This window comes from Deinococcus fonticola (assembly GCF_004634215.1).
In the GTDB taxonomy this organism is placed as follows: Bacteria; Deinococcota; Deinococci; order Deinococcales; family Deinococcaceae; genus Deinococcus; species Deinococcus fonticola.
This window is the reverse complement of record NZ_SMMH01000049.1, coordinates 1-15077: the sequence shown is the minus strand read 5'-3', so window position 1 is coordinate 15077 and position 15077 is coordinate 1. Positions and strand designations below refer to the sequence as shown.

Sequence of the window (15077 nt, the reverse complement as noted above, 5' to 3'; positions counted from 1 at the left end):
TCGCTCAGGAAGGGCAATGCCGCCAGACGGCGCTCCTCCATCTGCTGTCGAGTCAGGAGCTTGGGTCGCCAAACTTCAACCATAGCCAGAGTCTATATCTCGCCATGAACTTACCGCGTTATCAATATCAGCGTCGCCGCCCGGAAACGCCCCAACAGGCTCCGACTGCTGCGGCTCCTGTGGCGGCGGCCCCGGCCAACACCACCCCGGCCCCCGGTGAAGGGTTGTCCTTCGGCGCTCTGGGTTCAGCAGAGAAGGGGGTTGAGTCGTCCACTCAGACTGCTCCGGCTGAAACGCCCTTTGGAAGTAGTGCGACCAATCAGGCCTCCAGGCTTGGGGCGCTGGGGCCGTTCAAGAACCTTCAACAAGTTCCCGCCCGGCTGGTGACGGCGGTGTTTGCGCTGACGGGTGGCTCGGTGCCTGTCGTGGTGGTCACGTCCGACGGCGGTTCCTTCGTCGGTGTCGGCACGATCAACGGTCAACTGGGCCGGGTGGATATGCAGTTCCGCCGTTACATCGACGCACAGGGTCAGGTGTTCGAGATCGACGCCCTGGCGTACTCCGTCGAAGGAAAGAACCTGAATCAAGGTGTTCCGGCCCGCATCGAGCCGATTGCGCCCACGCTGGCCCTCGACGCGGCGCAGAACGGGGTCAGCGCCCTGCAAGGGGCTGTTCAGTCCTCGCTCAACGCTATGACCAGCAATGCCCCCAAGATCGCTATTGGCGACAATGCCACGATTGCCAGTCATGCGCTGCCTCCGCTGTGGCAAATCCTGGCGGGAGGCGTCAGTCAGACGTTCACACTGCCCAAGGCTGCGCAGTCCATCACGCGCGCCGCCAGAGTGGACAGCAATACGCCGATGGTCTTGATTCTGGGGATCGGGGCGTAGTGCTGGTCATTTCCGCTGAGTCTGCGCCTCTGGTGGTGACTGGCTGGCTCCTGGTGGCCGCGCTGCTGGGTGCTTTTACTATTCTTCAGATGATGCGCCGCCGCGTCATTCCGGTCACGCCGATGGTCGTCGCATTCAGCATGGGATTAGGGGCGCTGATGCTGTTCCCGGCCCCCCTGATGAATCTCTCCAGTGTCATGCTTTTGAAGTGGTTTCTGATCTTCGTACTGGTAGATATGTTGTTGATATCTCTCGCGATTCGGTTCCAACTCAGAGAATAATAACCATATGGTGGATTCAAGTTGCTACTCTGACATCTTACAGTTTTCCGGAAGGATGAATAATCTCGTCCCTAACGTATTTTTTCAGTTAAATTAGAAATTTAGCCGTTCCCCACGACACATTTTTATTCACCCCTACCATTTCTAGCTACACTGCCTTCCGTTTTGGCGCATTTTTTGGGGCGGGGAGAATGGGCGTCATCAAAAAACCTGATGAGATAGTTTCGAAAAAGCCTGCTGCTATCGCTGTTTCTGGGATTATTCACAATTTTGGCCGTCTGGCACGCTATTCCAAAAACTGCAAGATGTCAGTTAACTTCAGCGACGCAAAACCGAGTTAACCCCACGGGATTCCTGGAGCACTACCCGTCACTCGTGTGCGCAAAATCGCAGTACCTCCAGCGTACCCAGACTTCACATCCGATCTTGGCAGTCTCCAGAGTCTTTTTTCAGGCTGACGGCATGTTGACTTTGAAGCCCTAGCGTCTCACTTGAGGCAGCGACTGCCCGGAAGCCTTATGCCCATGCCAAGTGAACACGCTGCCATTCAGTTTCTCCATCTCAGCGACCTGCACTACGTGGGTGCTACCAGTGAGTCCACGATTAACACCAACACCCGTCGGCATCTGGATCTGGCCGTACAAGTCGCCGGATGCCTGAAACCGGCTCCGGCCTTTGTCCTGATCAGCGGTGATCTGGTGGATGGCGGGAAGCTCGAGGATTACCGCGAACTGAAACGGGAGTTGGAACGGTTGACCATTCCGACATTTCTGGCCTTGGGCAACCACGATGACTCAGGCCATTTCGCTGAGGTATTTGCTGACCACGCTTCGGCTTCGGGACAGGCAGCAATTGTTGCCGGTCTGCATATCGTGACACTGGACAGTCATGTCCCGCAGCGCGTCTATGGACACTTGCAACATGAACAACTGGACTGGCTGCACTCCGAATTGGCGCGCTATCCGGAATTGCCCAAGATCATTCAGCTTCATCATCCTCCTGTCTTCGGGAAATCTGACGGATTCCCAGATGAGTGGCATCATCTGTCGGCCGAATCATCTGAAGCTCTTCACCGCATCCTGTCACTTTACCGGGTGCTCGGCGTGTTCAGCGGGCATATTCATACCGATCAGTTTACGTTGTGGCGGGGTATTCCCTGCTTCTGCACGGCTGGACTGAACAACACCACGGATGTCACCTATCAGGCTGGGTTGCGGGGAGTCAGGGCCGCGTCCTTCAACTTGTGTTCCGTGTCTGGCGGTGACCTCCGAGTGGCGGCTGTACCGCTGCTGGCTCTGGAAGAAGAACTGTTTACCCTGTCGGCTGAACAACTCCAGAAATTCAATCCGTCAGCCACTTCACCGGTTGACAAGGAGAAAAAATGAAACGCCTCGCCACTTTGATCCTGTCGGCCCTGCTCACCACTGCTTACGCCCAAGGACCGCTTCAGTTCGTGACAGACGCCCAGCCGGACACACTGGACATACAGAAAACCTCAGCGACCTCCACCTTCCAGGTTGCCAAGTCACTGTACGACACCCTGCTGGAGCCGGATGCCAAGGGGAAACTGGTTCCGGCGCTGGCGAAAAGCTGGACGGTTTCAAAAGACCAGAAGCAAATTACCTTTCAGTTGCGTCCGGGTGTGCAGTTTCAGGACGGCAGCAAGCTGGACGCCAAAGATGTCGAGGCGACTTTCGAGCGCCTGATGAACCCGAAGCTCGCTTCACCCAAGCTGGGCGACTTTGAGCAGGTCGCTTCCATTGAAGCGCTGAACGACCTGACTGTCCGCTTCAACCTTAAAAAGCCGTTTGCACCGCTTCTGGCGAGCCTTGCCTCTGGCTGGGCGGGGATCATGCCATCCGAGAAGATCGCTGGCAACTGGGATTTCGCCACCAAGCCGGTCGGTACCGGGGCATTCGCTTTGCAGGACTGGAAGCGTGACAACAGCATCACCCTGACCCGCAATCCGAATTACTATCAAGGTGCTCCAAAAGTGAGTGGGGTCAAGATCAATTTCGTGACTGACCCGGCAGTGCGGTTGCAGGGCCTGCTCAGCGGGACATTTGATGGACTGGCCAGTGTTTCGACGACTGACATCCGCACCTTGCGCGACCGTGGTTTTACTGTCACGTCGCTTCCATCGGCCACCGTGCTGGTGATGGCTATGAACAACCGGCGGCCTTACCTGCAAAATCCAGCAGTCCGCCGCGCTCTCGCCCAGGCGATTGATCGGCGGGCGATTCTGGATGTCGCTTACGGCGGGGGAAAAATAGTCGGGACTTTTATGGATCCGCTGAGTCCTTATTACCGTGATTACAGCAACCAGTACCCCTTTAACCCGGCAGCGGCCAAAGCGGCCCTGAAGCGCGCCGGTGTGCCTGCCAACTGGACCCTGGAGATGGCGCTTCCGCAGAATTACGCTGCTCACGTGCAAGCGGGCGAGATGATGCAGGCCATGTTGGCTAAGGTCGGGGTACAGGTGAAGCTTCGACCAGTGGAATGGGGAGTGTGGCTGTCTGAAGTTTACGGAGGCAAACGCAACTACGACCTGACGGTGATCGGACATACCGGCAAACTCGACCCGCACGGCAGGCTCAGCGGCTTCGATAAACCGGAAACCAATTACGTGGGCTACAACAATGCGGCGGTCGGGGAGTGGATCAATCAAGCGGCCGCAGAGACGAACCCCACCAAGCGCAAGGCTTTGTATGCCAACGTGTTCCGGCAGATGGCACTGGACATGCCATTCGTTTACCTCGGGGCCTCCAATACGAACTTCGCTTTTCGCAAAGGCGTCAGCGGATTTCAAATTACGCCCTACCTGGATACCTTTGATTTCCGCGCCACCACCGTCAACTGACGATGCAGGCCGCTTACATCCTGAAACGGCTGGCCTACCTGCTGGTCACCCTATTGCTGACCGGTAGCCTGGTTTTTCTGGCCCTGCGAATCCTGCCAGGGGACGCCGAAACACTGCGGGCCGGATTAGACGGCAATCCGCCGCCCCGCACCGCCACTCCTTCCATTGGCCACCAGTATCTCGACTGGCTTTCCCGGCTGTCTCGAGGTGACCTGGGTCGCTCGCTGCGGGACGACCAATCGGTGCTGAACGTGCTGGGGGGGCGCGTTGGTGTGACCCTTTCGCTGGCCTTGCCAACTGTACTCCTCAGTTGGTTCCTGGCGGGAGTGCTGGCGATGAATCTGGTGCAGCACGAGGGTAAGCGTTGGGCCAACCTGCTAACCGGGACGCTTCAGACCTTGCTGTCCGCCCCCCTGTTCTGGCTGGCCTTGCTGCTGACTCTGGCCTTAGCGGTGGAACTCAAATGGTTGCCTCTGTTGGGCTACGTCTCACCACAAGAGAATCTGGGGGACTGGCTGAAACACCTGATTCTGCCGGTTGTCTCGCTGACCCTGCCAGGTACAGCGTTTCTGGCACTGTCTATCCGTAATCTCCTGCGGCAGGAAGCCGGACAGGACTACCTGCGCACAGCGCTTTCAAAGGGGATTTCACGGCAGCAATTGCTGCGGCGGCACGCCTTAAAGCCGGTGATGGCAGGCCTGCTCAGCCTGCTGGCTCTCCATCTCGGCGGCCTGCTGACCGGAACCGTGCTGATTGAACAGGTCTTTACTCTGCCGGGGCTGGGGAGTGCGCTGGTCGGGGCGGTGGCCGCACGCGATTATCCAGTCGTTGAAGCCTTCGCGCTGTTGAGTTTGGTGATCTACGGACTGCTGAATCTGATTGCCGACCTCGGGGCGCTCTACCTCGACCCGAGGGGACGGCAGTGAGTCAGGTGCTTCCTCTGCGCAGCAGACGTGTCTCGAACCGGCAAGACAGGTTCTGGAGCGTGGGTCGCCGCTTCCTTCCCTATACGGTTCTGGTAGCAGTCCTGCTGGTGCTCAGGGCGCTGCTGCCCGATCCTGGTGAACAGGATTACGCCGTCAGACTGGCGGGGCCCTCTTCACAACATCCATTTGGCACCGATCAGCTTGGTCGAGACATTGCCGCCAGAGTGTTGCAAGCTCTCTCCGCAGATATTCCTCTGGTCGCGGGCATTACCCTGCTGACGCTGGTGCTCGGTACGGCGATCGGCCTGCTTTCCCGGCTTCACCCTGTGCTGGAAGTCCTGACCGATGTCCTGACCGATGCGGTATTGGGATTCCCACATCTCCTGCTGGTGCTGATTGTGCTGACGGCCATGGGACTCGGACTGATTCCCCTGGTCGTGGCAGCCACCCTCATCGGCCTTCCCCTCTTCGTGCGACTGAGTAAAACACTCACCTTCAAGCAGTTTTCGGAAGTGTATGTCGAGGCGGCCACCGCTCTGGGCGCGTCCCCATTCCGGATTCTGACCAGACACGTTCTTCCCAACATTGCTCCTGTGCTGCTGGGGCAGGCCCTCATTCATGCCGCCGAAACCCTGCTGCTGCTGGCGTCACTGTCCTATCTGGGTTTAGGCCGTCCACCACCAACACCCTCGCTGGGAAGTCTCCTGCAGGATTCCCGGCTGTATTTCATGCAGCAGATGTGGGCGGCTGTCGCACCCGGTCTCGTTGTCTTCGCGCTGGCCCAGGCCCTGAGTCTGGCGGGCCGTTCGCTAAACCGTCACACCACGGCTCTGAAACACAACTGGCTGACCGTAGGAGGAAAAGACAGGTGAAGATTCTCGTTACCAATGACGACGGTATCCATAGCCCAGGTCTGTGGGCACTGGCACGGGCAGCGGCGGCTTTTGGGGAAGTCAACGTCGTCGCGCCCAGCGCGGAGCAGTCGGCCATGGGACACGCCATCTCGGTCTACCATCCGCTGCGATTGAAACCTTTTGGGTTTTCACCTCTGCCGGATATTCCAGCCTATACCGTGACCGGAACACCCGCCGACTGCTCCGCGCTGGGCCTGTACGAATTCGGTGCAGATGTCGTCCTTTCGGGCGTCAACCTCGGGAGCAACATCGGCCATGAGATCTGGCATTCGGGAACAGTCAGCGCAGCCAGACAGGCCCTTTTGCAGGGCGTACCGGGCATTGCTTTCAGTACGATTGCCAGCGAGACGGCCGATCCGGATTTCGAACTTCTTGCGCCATGGTTAAGCCGCTGCCTGGATGTGCTGCTGCTCCTTTTGCCTCAGGAACGTCTGCTGTTCAACGTCAACCTACCGCCTCAGCCGCAGGGACTGCGCTGGGCAGAGCAAAGCACCCGCCACTACTTCGCCAGGCGTCAGGCCTTTACCACTCCGAATGGCAAGGTGGCCTACTGGTTCGACGTCACACCGGAAGTCGATCCCCAAGAAGGCAGCGACCGCTGGGCGGTGGAACACGGCTACGTTTCGATCACGCCCCTTCGCATGAATCTGACAGCCCAGAGGCAACTTGCCGGCTTCCGGGAAAAGGTTGATTTTGGCGAATGATCTCGATCTCAGTAGGTGACAACTTCAGTTCAATGTCGTCCCGGCCGGGAAAAAGCAACAGTCAGCCCCATCAAGCTTGATGGGGCTGACTGTTCGCGGTCTCCTGGGAGTGTGAAATCAACAGAATCCACTGTCCAGCAGGCTACCGCACTCACCCGGCACTTCAAAACGCACGCCAGTCACCTCCGCATCGACACGCTCCAGCGGCTCATTGATGTCCTCCTGGCGATGATTGCCGCAAGAAGCGTCAATCATCACGACTTGAGCGCCCACATGCCGGGGATGAGTACCCCACAGGGCAAGAAGAGACGAGCAGACCGCACCTTCCGGGATGAGCAGCTGGACATGGGCTTTTTCATCGCTCTGCTCGTCGTCCATCTTCCACCGGGGAAGGTTTTGCTGAGTCTGGACCGCACCTTCTTGGGCAGAACGGACGCCCATGAGGACGCCTGCCCGCAATTGGGAACATGGCGAGACCCCCATCAACTTTCTGGTGCTTGGAGCCGTGGTTCACGGCTTCACCCTGCCCCTGATCTGGGTACCCCTCGACGAGTCCGGGAACAGTCACACGTACGCCCGGATGTGGCTGGTGTTGAAGCTTCTCCAGGTTCTGCCAGCGAAACGCTGGCTGGGCCTGGTGGCTGATCGTGAGTTCATCGGCGCGGAATGGTTCCGGTTTCTCCGTCGTCAGGGCATCAAGCGGGCCATCCGCATTCGGCACAGCGACATGCTGGACGACATGAGCGGGAAAAAGTGGTTTGAGCATGTCCAGCACGGTCATTTTCACGAGATCGGCGAAAAGGTGTTCGTGTTCGGGGAGTTGATGCGGGTGGTCGCGACGAGGTCACCTGTGGGTGACCTCGTCATCATCGCCACGGATTTCAGCGCTCGGAAGACCTGGAAGCTCTACAAGCAGCGCTGGTCGATTGAGTGCACCTTCAGCAGCTTCAAGCAAGAGTTTCCAAGGATGCGAGGAAGGTCGTGTCAGGCAGCATAGCGTCGTAGTGAGTAACGGTTTTTAGCGGTCTCAACGCACCATTTGACCGTTTGAGCCGCGAGCGACTGAGCGTGCTTCCACCGCAGGCCGGGATGTCTCCGTCTCATCTGGAGCACTTCATGAAAGGCTTCCAATACGCACCAGGCCCAGTTTTTCTGGGCCTGAATATCCAGGCACTGGTATTTCCCCAGTCCTAGACTCTGTTTAAAGTACCGGTGGCAGACTTCAATGCCCCAGCGGGCCTTCCATGCACGGAGAAGAGAGATCATAGCGGAGCAACGAGGAAAGGTGCTGATGAGGCAAAACACTTCCCAGACGCCATGAACTTTACGCCAGATCATGAGGACGTCAAAGGCGCGGCCTGAACGGGAAACACTCAGACGTTTGGCTCGCCAGCCGAATTCAGCGTATGGGTGGCACTTGGTGTGATCGAACAGGGCGGCAAGCTCTTCGAGGGTCAGGGTCTGACCCTCGAACGCCACGCTGAGCGTCCGTTTGGCCCTGACCAGGACAGGAACACCGTGAGATTGACTGAATTCGATTGAATCATCCGCACCAAATTCGCCGTCCAGTAAAGCACCCTCGAAATTAATGCCGAGATTTTTGAAGTGCAGGACGGTTGTGATCATTGATTGAGTGGCGGTACGGGAGGGGTAGCCGCTCGTCTGGAGCGCCTGGGACACCTTGTAGTCTAGGTGGAGCGGGGTAGGGTCACATTTGAATTTCACCAGGGCTGAACTTGAATAAACCTGTGAGAGACACGGTTTCTTGTGAGTGCTGCTGTCATGGTAGTCCACCCCCTGCATCGCCCTTCCCGTGTGCGGTATAACCACGAAGTCAAGCGCCAGAAATGCGCCTACAGGCGCATTTCTGGCCCTGCGGATGAGGTCGGCATCACTGGCGAAATCGTCGCTTTTCAGCGCGACTGCCAAGGTGCTTTTCTGGTATTGGCTGTGTGAGACTGCGTTTTCTATGGTTGGTGTGCGGTGCAGGTGCTGGGCTGGCCCCAAAAGTTGGACGGTTTCAAGTAGAGACTCGGCTCAGGTCAAGGGTACAACAACGCGGATCAATGCTCATCCAGGGGACGGGATGACGGCCACATTTGCGGCGCTGTGACCGCAAAGGGGGTCGGCAGGCCGCCCCCTGGCCTGCTCAGCAAACTCGTCCGGGGTTCGGTAGCCAAGTGACGAGTGGGGTCTGCGGGCGTTGTAGAACGCCCGCCAATCATCAAGCAGCACTTGGGCGTGCCGGGCCGAGTAGAACACCTCCTGGTTCAAGCATTCCTCGCGCAGACGAGAGTGGAAACTCTCGGCAAAGCCGTTCTGCCACGGTTTGCCCGGTTCAATGAACCTGGTTCCGATGTCCTGGACAGCCAGCCAGATGCCCAGATCACGGGCAATAAATTCAGAACCGTTGTCGCTGCGGATAAATCCTGGTGCACCACGCTGCGCAATAACTCCCTGCAGGACGGCCTTCACCTCCAGGGAGGTGAAGGATTCGGCCACCCGAAGTGCCAGGGACTGCCGGGTGAATTCGTCGGTCAGGGTGAGGATCTTCAGGGTTGTACCCTCCAGGGTTTGATCAAAGACGAAATCGTACGTCCAGACGTGATTGGGATACTCAGCCTGCATGGGAATCGACGCCCCAGTGCGGACTTTTCGGGAGGTTTTAGGTTTGGTGGCGAGACCTTCTTCGCGCCAGAGTCGTCGAACGCGCTTCTTGTTGATGGTGACCCCTGCTCGTACGAGCAGGGCATGAATGAAACGGTATCCCCGGCGGGGATACTGCCTGGCCAGGTCATGGATGCGCTGCCGGAGTTCGCTGTCCTGGCGCGGTTTCGGCTGATAGTGCCACGAGGATTTGGACAGGCCCACCAGAACACAAGCCCGTTCGGGCTTGATCTGCGCCGCGACCAGCTCCCTGACGACGGCGCGTTTCTGGGTGGGCGTTACCGCTTTTTTCCAAGGACATCCCTCATGGCGTCAATTTCCAGGCGCTGCTGGCCAACGATGCGTAGTAGACGGGCGTTTTCCTTCTCGAGCTGACGGAGCGGCCAGGCTTGCTCAAGCGAGTCCGTTCTGGCCAAGAAGCCTACGGGCTTCGTCAGGGTTGGTATCGCCGTACTTTTTCTTCCAGGTGTAGTAGGAAGCGGTGCTGCACCCGAAGTCGCGGCAGAGGTCTTCGACAGGCTTTTCACCCTTTTTTCCTTCCTGGAGCAGCTTGATGATCTGGTCTTCGGTAAACTGACGGATTTTCATAGGGTGGGCCTCGCTTTCCAGCTTAGAACTGGTGGCGAGCCTTCGTCTCTAGTCAGATTCGTCCGATTTTCGGGGGGCACTCCACTGTTTACGTGCTGAGCAGTTACCCAACGGTTTTGCCATTCAGTAGCTTTTCGCAATTTGCCAGTACTGGGTCAACAGACCGGTCATGGCGGCGGTATTTTTAGGGTCGGTCACAATCTGGTAGTTGGTCTTGGTGGGAATGATAACCGGCCCACCCTGAACGACGATCATGGCGTTGGTAAATTTGGCTGGCAGAGTGAAAACCCCGGCTCCGACGGATTTCAGTGGTTTGAAGTTCTGAGCCACGCTCGGCGCGGTCATGACCCTGATTTTGATGGCCCTTTGCTGTGCCAGTTGCAAAATACCGCGCTGGAAGTCCAGGCTCCCGAAATTCACGCCGTACATATCGACGTTGCCCCGGAGCAGTTCCAAAACGGCCCTGGTGTCGGTGGTGGTGATCGGCGCGGCAGTCTGCGCGGTGGCCGTCGCGGTGGCGAAAAACAGGATAGAAAGCATCTTTTGCATCAGGTTCACTCCTCAAAACGGGTAATCGACTGGGGGAATGCCGCTGACCTGCGGGACTTCGTAGCCTTCAGGGACGCTCTGCCAGGTGAAGTGTGTCTGCACTCCGGCGTAGGGGAGTCCGGCAGTAAACTCCTTGATCAGCACCGGGGCCGGGATCGGAACGACCACCGGGGGCATCTGAAGGTAGACATTGTTCCCTGCGGCCATGTAGATCATCTGGCGCAGGGGTTTGGCTTCCAGCGGTTCGGGCAGCAGTTTCACCGTGGGCCGCGTCCACGAGGAGAACAGGTTGGTGTACCCGTAACGCTCGTAGATCGGGGACGGCTCGGCGGGGAAGGTGCGCTTGAATTCCTCCAGCTTCCACACAGCGGGCGGGTTGGGATTGAAGAGAACGTCCTTCCTGGTCGGCAGAACGTGAACCCTGAGCGGCAGAGTAAGTGCGTTGCTGGTCAAGCCCTGGGCGTAGTACATGGAGGCCGTCGCTTTGAAGATGTCGCCCAGCCTGTTCCCGGCGTCCTGGCCCTTCCGGGTGAGGGTGGCCAAATCCGGCTGGATGGTCTGGGCCGGGGCGATCAGCGCCCCGGACAGCATGGTGTCCCACAACAAGGGGGAGAACTTCGCATTGGGCTTCACGGCCTCCAGCACGTCTTTCTGATAGTCCTTCTGGTAGTCGCGCTCGGCAAGGGTGGTCGCTCGCTTCACGCGGTTGACGGCCTCCTGGTACTGGAAGGCTATCGGCCTGGGCGCAAGCGGATTCAAGGTGTCCTGGTCGCCCTCGATGCAGAACAGCTTGGAAGTACCTGCGTAAAAACAGGTGCCGGGGAGGTACATGAGCGTAAAATCCATCTGCACTCCAGCGCAGTAATCGGCGTTCGGAACATTCGGCAGAATGGAGTAGCTGTCCATCCGCAGCTTGTCTTTGAGGCCCTGCGATGGAATCTTCCCTGCCAGTTGGGAAGGGTACATGCTGTCATTGGTGTAGACGACAACTTCAGGCTTCTCTGCCCCTTTGTTCTGCCCGAAATCAACCAGGCAGTGTGACAGGTACATGGCCGGGTTGTTGAGGTTGACCATCGCCCGCCAGTAGTACCTGTCCTCCAGGCGTTGCCATGCCTGGCGCAGGTCTTTCCCCACTCGTACCGTTTCATCTGTCAGGCTGTACGGGACGTTGAACTGGTACTTGGCACAGTTTTTCTTGTCGCTTTTCGCCCTGGCGACACACTCCTGATACTCCCTGAACTTCGCGGTATTGATGAAAGAGGCGTGGGGAAGGGGAGTCAGGTTGGTGGTGTTGTAAATGTTGAGACGGTCGTACTTCGGGGCTTCCTGTTCTTTGGGGGGGGCGGCGGCGACCTGTCCGGTCAGGAAGAGGGAAACGAGGAGCACTGTCCAGCGCTTCATTTCAGGATCACCCCGACGTATTTCCGCTTCTCGGTCTGGGTCGCGCTGTCCTTTTCGATGATGGTGAACATGAGGACTTTCGGCCCGGTCTGTTGCTGCACGCGTCTGGGGATTTCCAGTGTCCCGGTCACGGGGGCGCTGGGTGTGATGGGAAACGCCCCTTGAGAGATCGCCAGGTCAGCAACAGGGACGTTCCGCACCCGTAAGGTGGTGCGGGCCGTATCCAGCGAATAGGTTTTGCCCTCGGCTGGCCTGGTCAACTCAATCTTGTAATTGAACCCCTGGTTCTCCGGCTTCCTCGCCGCGTCGGTCAGGTTGACGGTGAGGGTCACGCCGCTGGTGGTTCCGGTGAACCTGGTGGGCCTGACCACCGGGGCCGGAATTGGTCTGGGCTTGACCACCGGGGCCGAAGCTGGCACTGGTGCCGGGGGACGCGCGGCGGCAACGGGTGCCGGGGCAGTCCTGGTTTTCCTGATGGTGTAGGAGAGGACGCCGTGATCCTTGTCGGTGAGGTCTACCAGCACTTTCAGAATCAGGGGATCGCGGTTTTGGTTGACGCTCCGCGCCCCAGGGGCTGACGGTGGAGGCGCTTTACCATTTTTCTCCTCGTACTCGTCACCCTCAGTCAAGAGTCGGAAGTTGAGGGTGGCCGTCCCGCCGACCTTGAGGGCGTCGAGGTAAACCACGCGCCCGTCGTACTCGTCGATGGTCGCCATGATCGCGTTCTGCTTGTTGGCATTGATGCCGATACTCTGCACCTTCGCAGGAAACACGATAGACACCTGATAGTTCGTGCTGGAAATCATCTTAACGGCGCTGTTACCAAGCAACTGACCGACCGTGTAAACAGTCTGGACGCCCGTTTTAATAATCGGTTTGTTCTGTGCCGCAGAGGAATTCGCCGTGCTGGCGGTTTTCCTGGGGACGCTGATGCCGGAGGGCGCGGCTCCCGTTGGCTTCACAGTCTGCCCTATGTAAACCTTCTTTGGAGCTGGTGGGGCTTGCCTGGCCAGTTGCGCCTGAGAGTAACCCAATGAGAGCATTAGAATAAGGGCTATCAGTTTGATTTCACTCTGCATATTTATATTTTAACATAACTATTAAAGCTAGACTATACTACTATTCAGCCATGACCTAAAAAATCGCAGAGTCGATATCGGTCTCCTCCTCCGTTTCAGGTTCAAGCTCAAGAGGCCTGGAGGACGGCACCTCAACTGTTTCCACCGTCGGAACTGGCGGGGTTCGCTGGGTTGCGTTCGACGATGGATGGTGCGCGGCCACCGGTTGCGTTGATGCCATGACCACAGCGGTCGCAGGCTTACCTGCTGACGCCGACGGTGAAGCGGCCCCTTCCTCCTCTTCACCGTGCAGACTGAGGGCGATAAGCAGGGCCGACGATTCAGCTTTCGGATCAAGGACGCGGCTCGGCGGGGCCGAGGGACTGGTTGGAACGGTGGATAAAGCATGCTCGGTGGCAGGATCAACAGTCACGAGGGGCTGCTTCCTGGGACGCTCGACGGGCCTGGGCACCGGGTACTCACTGGCGACGGCAGCAGCCTTGAATCGCCACGGTTCCAACCGGTAGGCCAGGATCGGGGGGAGATCGTTGCACAGGATGATGCTCTTGCCGACCCCCAGCATGGCAAAGTCGCTGGCCGTCATCAGATCCTTCTCGGTCAGTCGCACGTTGCTGTTGAGTTCCTTGCCGTGTTCCTCTTTGGCAAGCCCTCTGTCCTCAATCATGTACTTCCCACACGAGGCCGATACGAACGCTGAGGTGCCTTCACTGTCACTGTCTGACCTGTCCACAGCGGGCAGGAATATCTTGGTGTGGACGTTCTCCATGATGGCGGTGCGCCCGTCTTTCCCCCAGATATTGCTGATCTGCGCGATGGACTGCACGTAGATAGCCATATAAATCCCACGACCAGCCACTGTTGCGGTGTACTCCGGCAGCATGTTCGGCACGGCCCTGAACGCCTCGTCGAACATGGCGAGAATCTTCTGGCCTTTCAGCGTCTGGTCAAGGTCGTAGCGCCGCATGATCGAGCGAAAAATGGCGTCGATAACGAGATTGAACAGCGCCAGGTTGAGGGTCAGTTCGGACTCGCGAAAAACTAGATAAACAGACGTCGGTTTTTCCATGATGTCCGCCGCCGTGAAGTCGCTCCCTCCGGTCATGTACTTCACGCCTGCGGTGGTGAGATAGCTGGCCTCCGTCTTGAGTCGTTGCCAGGAGTTGTTCAGGAAGCGGTCGCCTGCCGCCTCGTCCCAGTCCATTTTGTCGGGGTTTTTTCCGAGGAAGGAGTTCAGCCATTTGGTGACCTGTTCATCGCCCAGTTTCTGCAACCGCAGCGCCGTACCCTTCAGGCCGTCAGGGTGGTAAAGCATCTCGTCCAGGAACGGAACGACTGGGGTAGCAGAGACCTTCGCTCCCTTGATGATGGCCGCCAGCGCGGAACTGGCCCGCAGGGCAAAGATGGCGTTCGCACCGTCTTTATCGGGATTCATGAAAGCGAGGGCGGCGCTGATGATCTGCTCGTCGGTTTCCAGTTCCTTGAAAGGGTCGAACTGGTGACTCCGTTCGCCGCTGGACGGATTGATGATGTACACGTCCTGCCCCAGGACATCCCGGCGGTATCCGGCGGTCTGCGCTGCAATTTCTCCCTTGATGTCCACGACAATGGCTGAGCCCTGCCAGTGATAGAGGTTGCTGGCGATACTCAGGCCCTTCCCGCTGCGGCTCGGGCCTACCCAGAGAAAGTGGCCCAGTTCCTTCTTCCCTGCGGTGCCGGGCCGCACCACGAGCGGCTTCTTATAGGCATAACCGACCAGTACGCCGTCACCCTCAAATACGTTCCTGGTGAGGCTGTCCAGTTCGTCTTTCCGCGCAAAGTGGGCGCTATGTCTAACCTGGGCGCGACTGTCCTTGAACTGATAGACACACCATCCACCGAACAGCAGGGCAACAAGACCGAAGATGCCCTGTCCCAGCATCATGAAGAACAACGCCAGCCAGAACACCAGCAGGGCCAGGATCCAGCGAATGACGAACAGGCGGTAATTGACAATCACAGTGAACCACCTGGCGGAATGGGGCTGCTGATGCGTGACTCTTCCACCTTCGTCGAGTTCACTCGCACATCGCGGTTGGCCATAACTTCGGGCCTGGTAATGCTCCAGGGATTCCTTCCAAAAATCGCCTGACCGATAGGAGGGTCAGGCAAACTGGAGGAACTCTATGGGAAAGCAGCGCAAAACTTGGGCATCTGGGGTCAAGGAAGAAATCGTCCTGGC

General features: G+C 58.1%; 14 protein-coding genes and 2 pseudogenes. 8 read left to right on the top strand and 8 right to left on the bottom strand.

Going from position 1 to position 15077, the window contains the following annotated elements; all coding sequences use genetic code 11:
- The 7 genes from E5Z01_RS17765 to surE all read left to right on the top strand — a co-directional run.
- Positions 1-890, top strand: an 890-nt coding sequence (locus E5Z01_RS17765; protein ID WP_205750510.1) for a hypothetical protein, incomplete at its 5' end; no start/stop codon positions are given.
- Positions 890-1171 carry a hypothetical protein gene (locus E5Z01_RS17760; RefSeq protein ID WP_135230587.1) on the top strand — a complete coding sequence of 94 codons (282 nt, stop codon included), beginning with the start codon at positions 890-892 and terminating at the stop codon, positions 1169-1171. The genes E5Z01_RS17765 and E5Z01_RS17760, both read left to right, overlap by 1 nt.
- 524 nt (positions 1172-1695) lie before the next feature.
- Positions 1696-2556 carry a metallophosphoesterase family protein gene (locus E5Z01_RS17755; protein ID WP_167758002.1) on the top strand — a complete coding sequence of 287 codons (861 nt, stop codon included), beginning with the start codon at positions 1696-1698 and terminating at the stop codon, positions 2554-2556.
- Positions 2553-4031 carry an ABC transporter substrate-binding protein gene (locus E5Z01_RS17750; RefSeq protein ID WP_135230585.1) on the top strand — a complete coding sequence of 493 codons (1479 nt, stop codon included), beginning with the start codon at positions 2553-2555 and terminating at the stop codon, positions 4029-4031. The genes E5Z01_RS17755 and E5Z01_RS17750 overlap by 4 nt, the downstream gene beginning before the upstream one ends.
- Positions 4032-4033: 2 nt before the next feature.
- A complete protein-coding gene (locus E5Z01_RS17745) occupies positions 4034-4957 on the top strand; it encodes an ABC transporter permease (RefSeq protein ID WP_135230584.1) in 924 nt (307 codons plus the stop codon).
- Positions 4954-5829 (top strand): ABC transporter permease, encoded by an 876-nt coding sequence (locus E5Z01_RS17740; RefSeq protein ID WP_135230583.1) that lies wholly within the window; start codon positions 4954-4956, stop codon positions 5827-5829. Before E5Z01_RS17745 ends, E5Z01_RS17740 begins: the two co-directional genes overlap by 4 nt.
- Positions 5826-6575, top strand: coding sequence for a 5'/3'-nucleotidase SurE (gene surE / locus E5Z01_RS17735; RefSeq protein ID WP_135230582.1), 750 nt, complete (start codon positions 5826-5828; stop codon positions 6573-6575). The genes E5Z01_RS17740 and surE overlap by 4 nt, the downstream gene beginning before the upstream one ends.
- Positions 6576-6692: 117 nt before the next feature.
- Here surE and E5Z01_RS20115 read toward each other — a convergent pair whose 3' ends face one another.
- Positions 6693-6953: a hypothetical protein gene (locus E5Z01_RS20115; protein WP_240738552.1), complete on the bottom strand. Its 261-nt coding sequence runs from the start codon at positions 6951-6953 to the stop codon at positions 6693-6695.
- Between E5Z01_RS20115 and E5Z01_RS17730 the strand changes: the two are divergent.
- A pseudogene (locus tag E5Z01_RS17730) lies at positions 6849-7530 on the top strand (transposase); the annotation flags it as partial. The gene E5Z01_RS20115 and the pseudogene E5Z01_RS17730 overlap by 105 nt on opposite strands.
- A 29-nt stretch (positions 7531-7559) precedes the next feature.
- Here the strand turns inward: E5Z01_RS17730 and E5Z01_RS17725 are convergent.
- The 7 genes and pseudogenes from E5Z01_RS17725 to E5Z01_RS17695 all read right to left on the bottom strand — a co-directional run bounded on the left by E5Z01_RS17725 (position 7560) and on the right by E5Z01_RS17695 (position 14804).
- On the bottom strand, positions 7560-8504 hold the full coding sequence (locus E5Z01_RS17725; protein ID WP_135230581.1) for a hypothetical protein: 945 nt from the start codon (positions 8502-8504) through the stop codon (positions 7560-7562).
- A gap of 141 nt (positions 8505-8645) precedes the next feature.
- Positions 8646-9515, bottom strand: a pseudogene (locus E5Z01_RS17720) (IS3 family transposase); the annotation flags it as partial.
- Positions 9516-9635: 120 nt separating this feature from the next.
- Positions 9636-9830 (bottom strand): transposase, encoded by a 195-nt coding sequence (locus E5Z01_RS17715; protein ID WP_119761589.1) that lies wholly within the window; start codon positions 9828-9830, stop codon positions 9636-9638.
- A gap of 123 nt (positions 9831-9953) precedes the next feature.
- Positions 9954-10379, bottom strand: a complete 426-nt coding sequence (locus E5Z01_RS17710) for a hypothetical protein (protein ID WP_135230579.1) — start codon at positions 10377-10379, stop codon at positions 9954-9956.
- Positions 10380-10391: 12 nt separating this feature from the next.
- Positions 10392-11780 (bottom strand): hypothetical protein, encoded by a 1389-nt coding sequence (locus tag E5Z01_RS17705; RefSeq protein ID WP_135230578.1) that lies wholly within the window; start codon positions 11778-11780, stop codon positions 10392-10394.
- The gene (locus E5Z01_RS17700; RefSeq protein ID WP_135230577.1) at positions 11777-12742 is read right to left on the bottom strand and encodes a hypothetical protein; all 966 of its coding nucleotides are present in this window, start codon (positions 12740-12742) and stop codon (positions 11777-11779) included. The genes E5Z01_RS17705 and E5Z01_RS17700 overlap by 4 nt, the downstream gene beginning before the upstream one ends.
- A 172-nt stretch (positions 12743-12914) precedes the next feature.
- Positions 12915-14804, bottom strand: coding sequence for a type IV secretory system conjugative DNA transfer family protein (locus E5Z01_RS17695; RefSeq protein ID WP_135230576.1), 1890 nt, complete (start codon positions 14802-14804; stop codon positions 12915-12917).
- Positions 14805-15077 lie beyond the last annotated feature (273 nt).

Coding starts and splice junctions, on each gene's coding strand:
- E5Z01_RS17755 (WP_167758002.1), top strand. CDS start 1,696: ATGCCAAGTGAACACGCTGCCATTCAGTTTCTCCATCTCAGCGACCTG.
- E5Z01_RS17750 (WP_135230585.1), top strand. CDS start 2,553: ATGAAACGCCTCGCCACTTTGATCCTGTCGGCCCTGCTCACCACTGCT.
- E5Z01_RS17745 (WP_135230584.1), top strand. CDS start 4,034: ATGCAGGCCGCTTACATCCTGAAACGGCTGGCCTACCTGCTGGTCACC.
- E5Z01_RS20115 (WP_240738552.1), bottom strand. CDS start 6,953: ATGGACGACGAGCAGAGCGATGAAAAAGCCCATGTCCAGCTGCTCATC.
- E5Z01_RS17715 (WP_119761589.1), bottom strand. CDS start 9,830: ATGAAAATCCGTCAGTTTACCGAAGACCAGATCATCAAGCTGCTCCAG.
- E5Z01_RS17710 (WP_135230579.1), bottom strand. CDS start 10,379: ATGCAAAAGATGCTTTCTATCCTGTTTTTCGCCACCGCGACGGCCACC.
- E5Z01_RS17705 (WP_135230578.1), bottom strand. CDS start 11,780: ATGAAGCGCTGGACAGTGCTCCTCGTTTCCCTCTTCCTGACCGGACAG.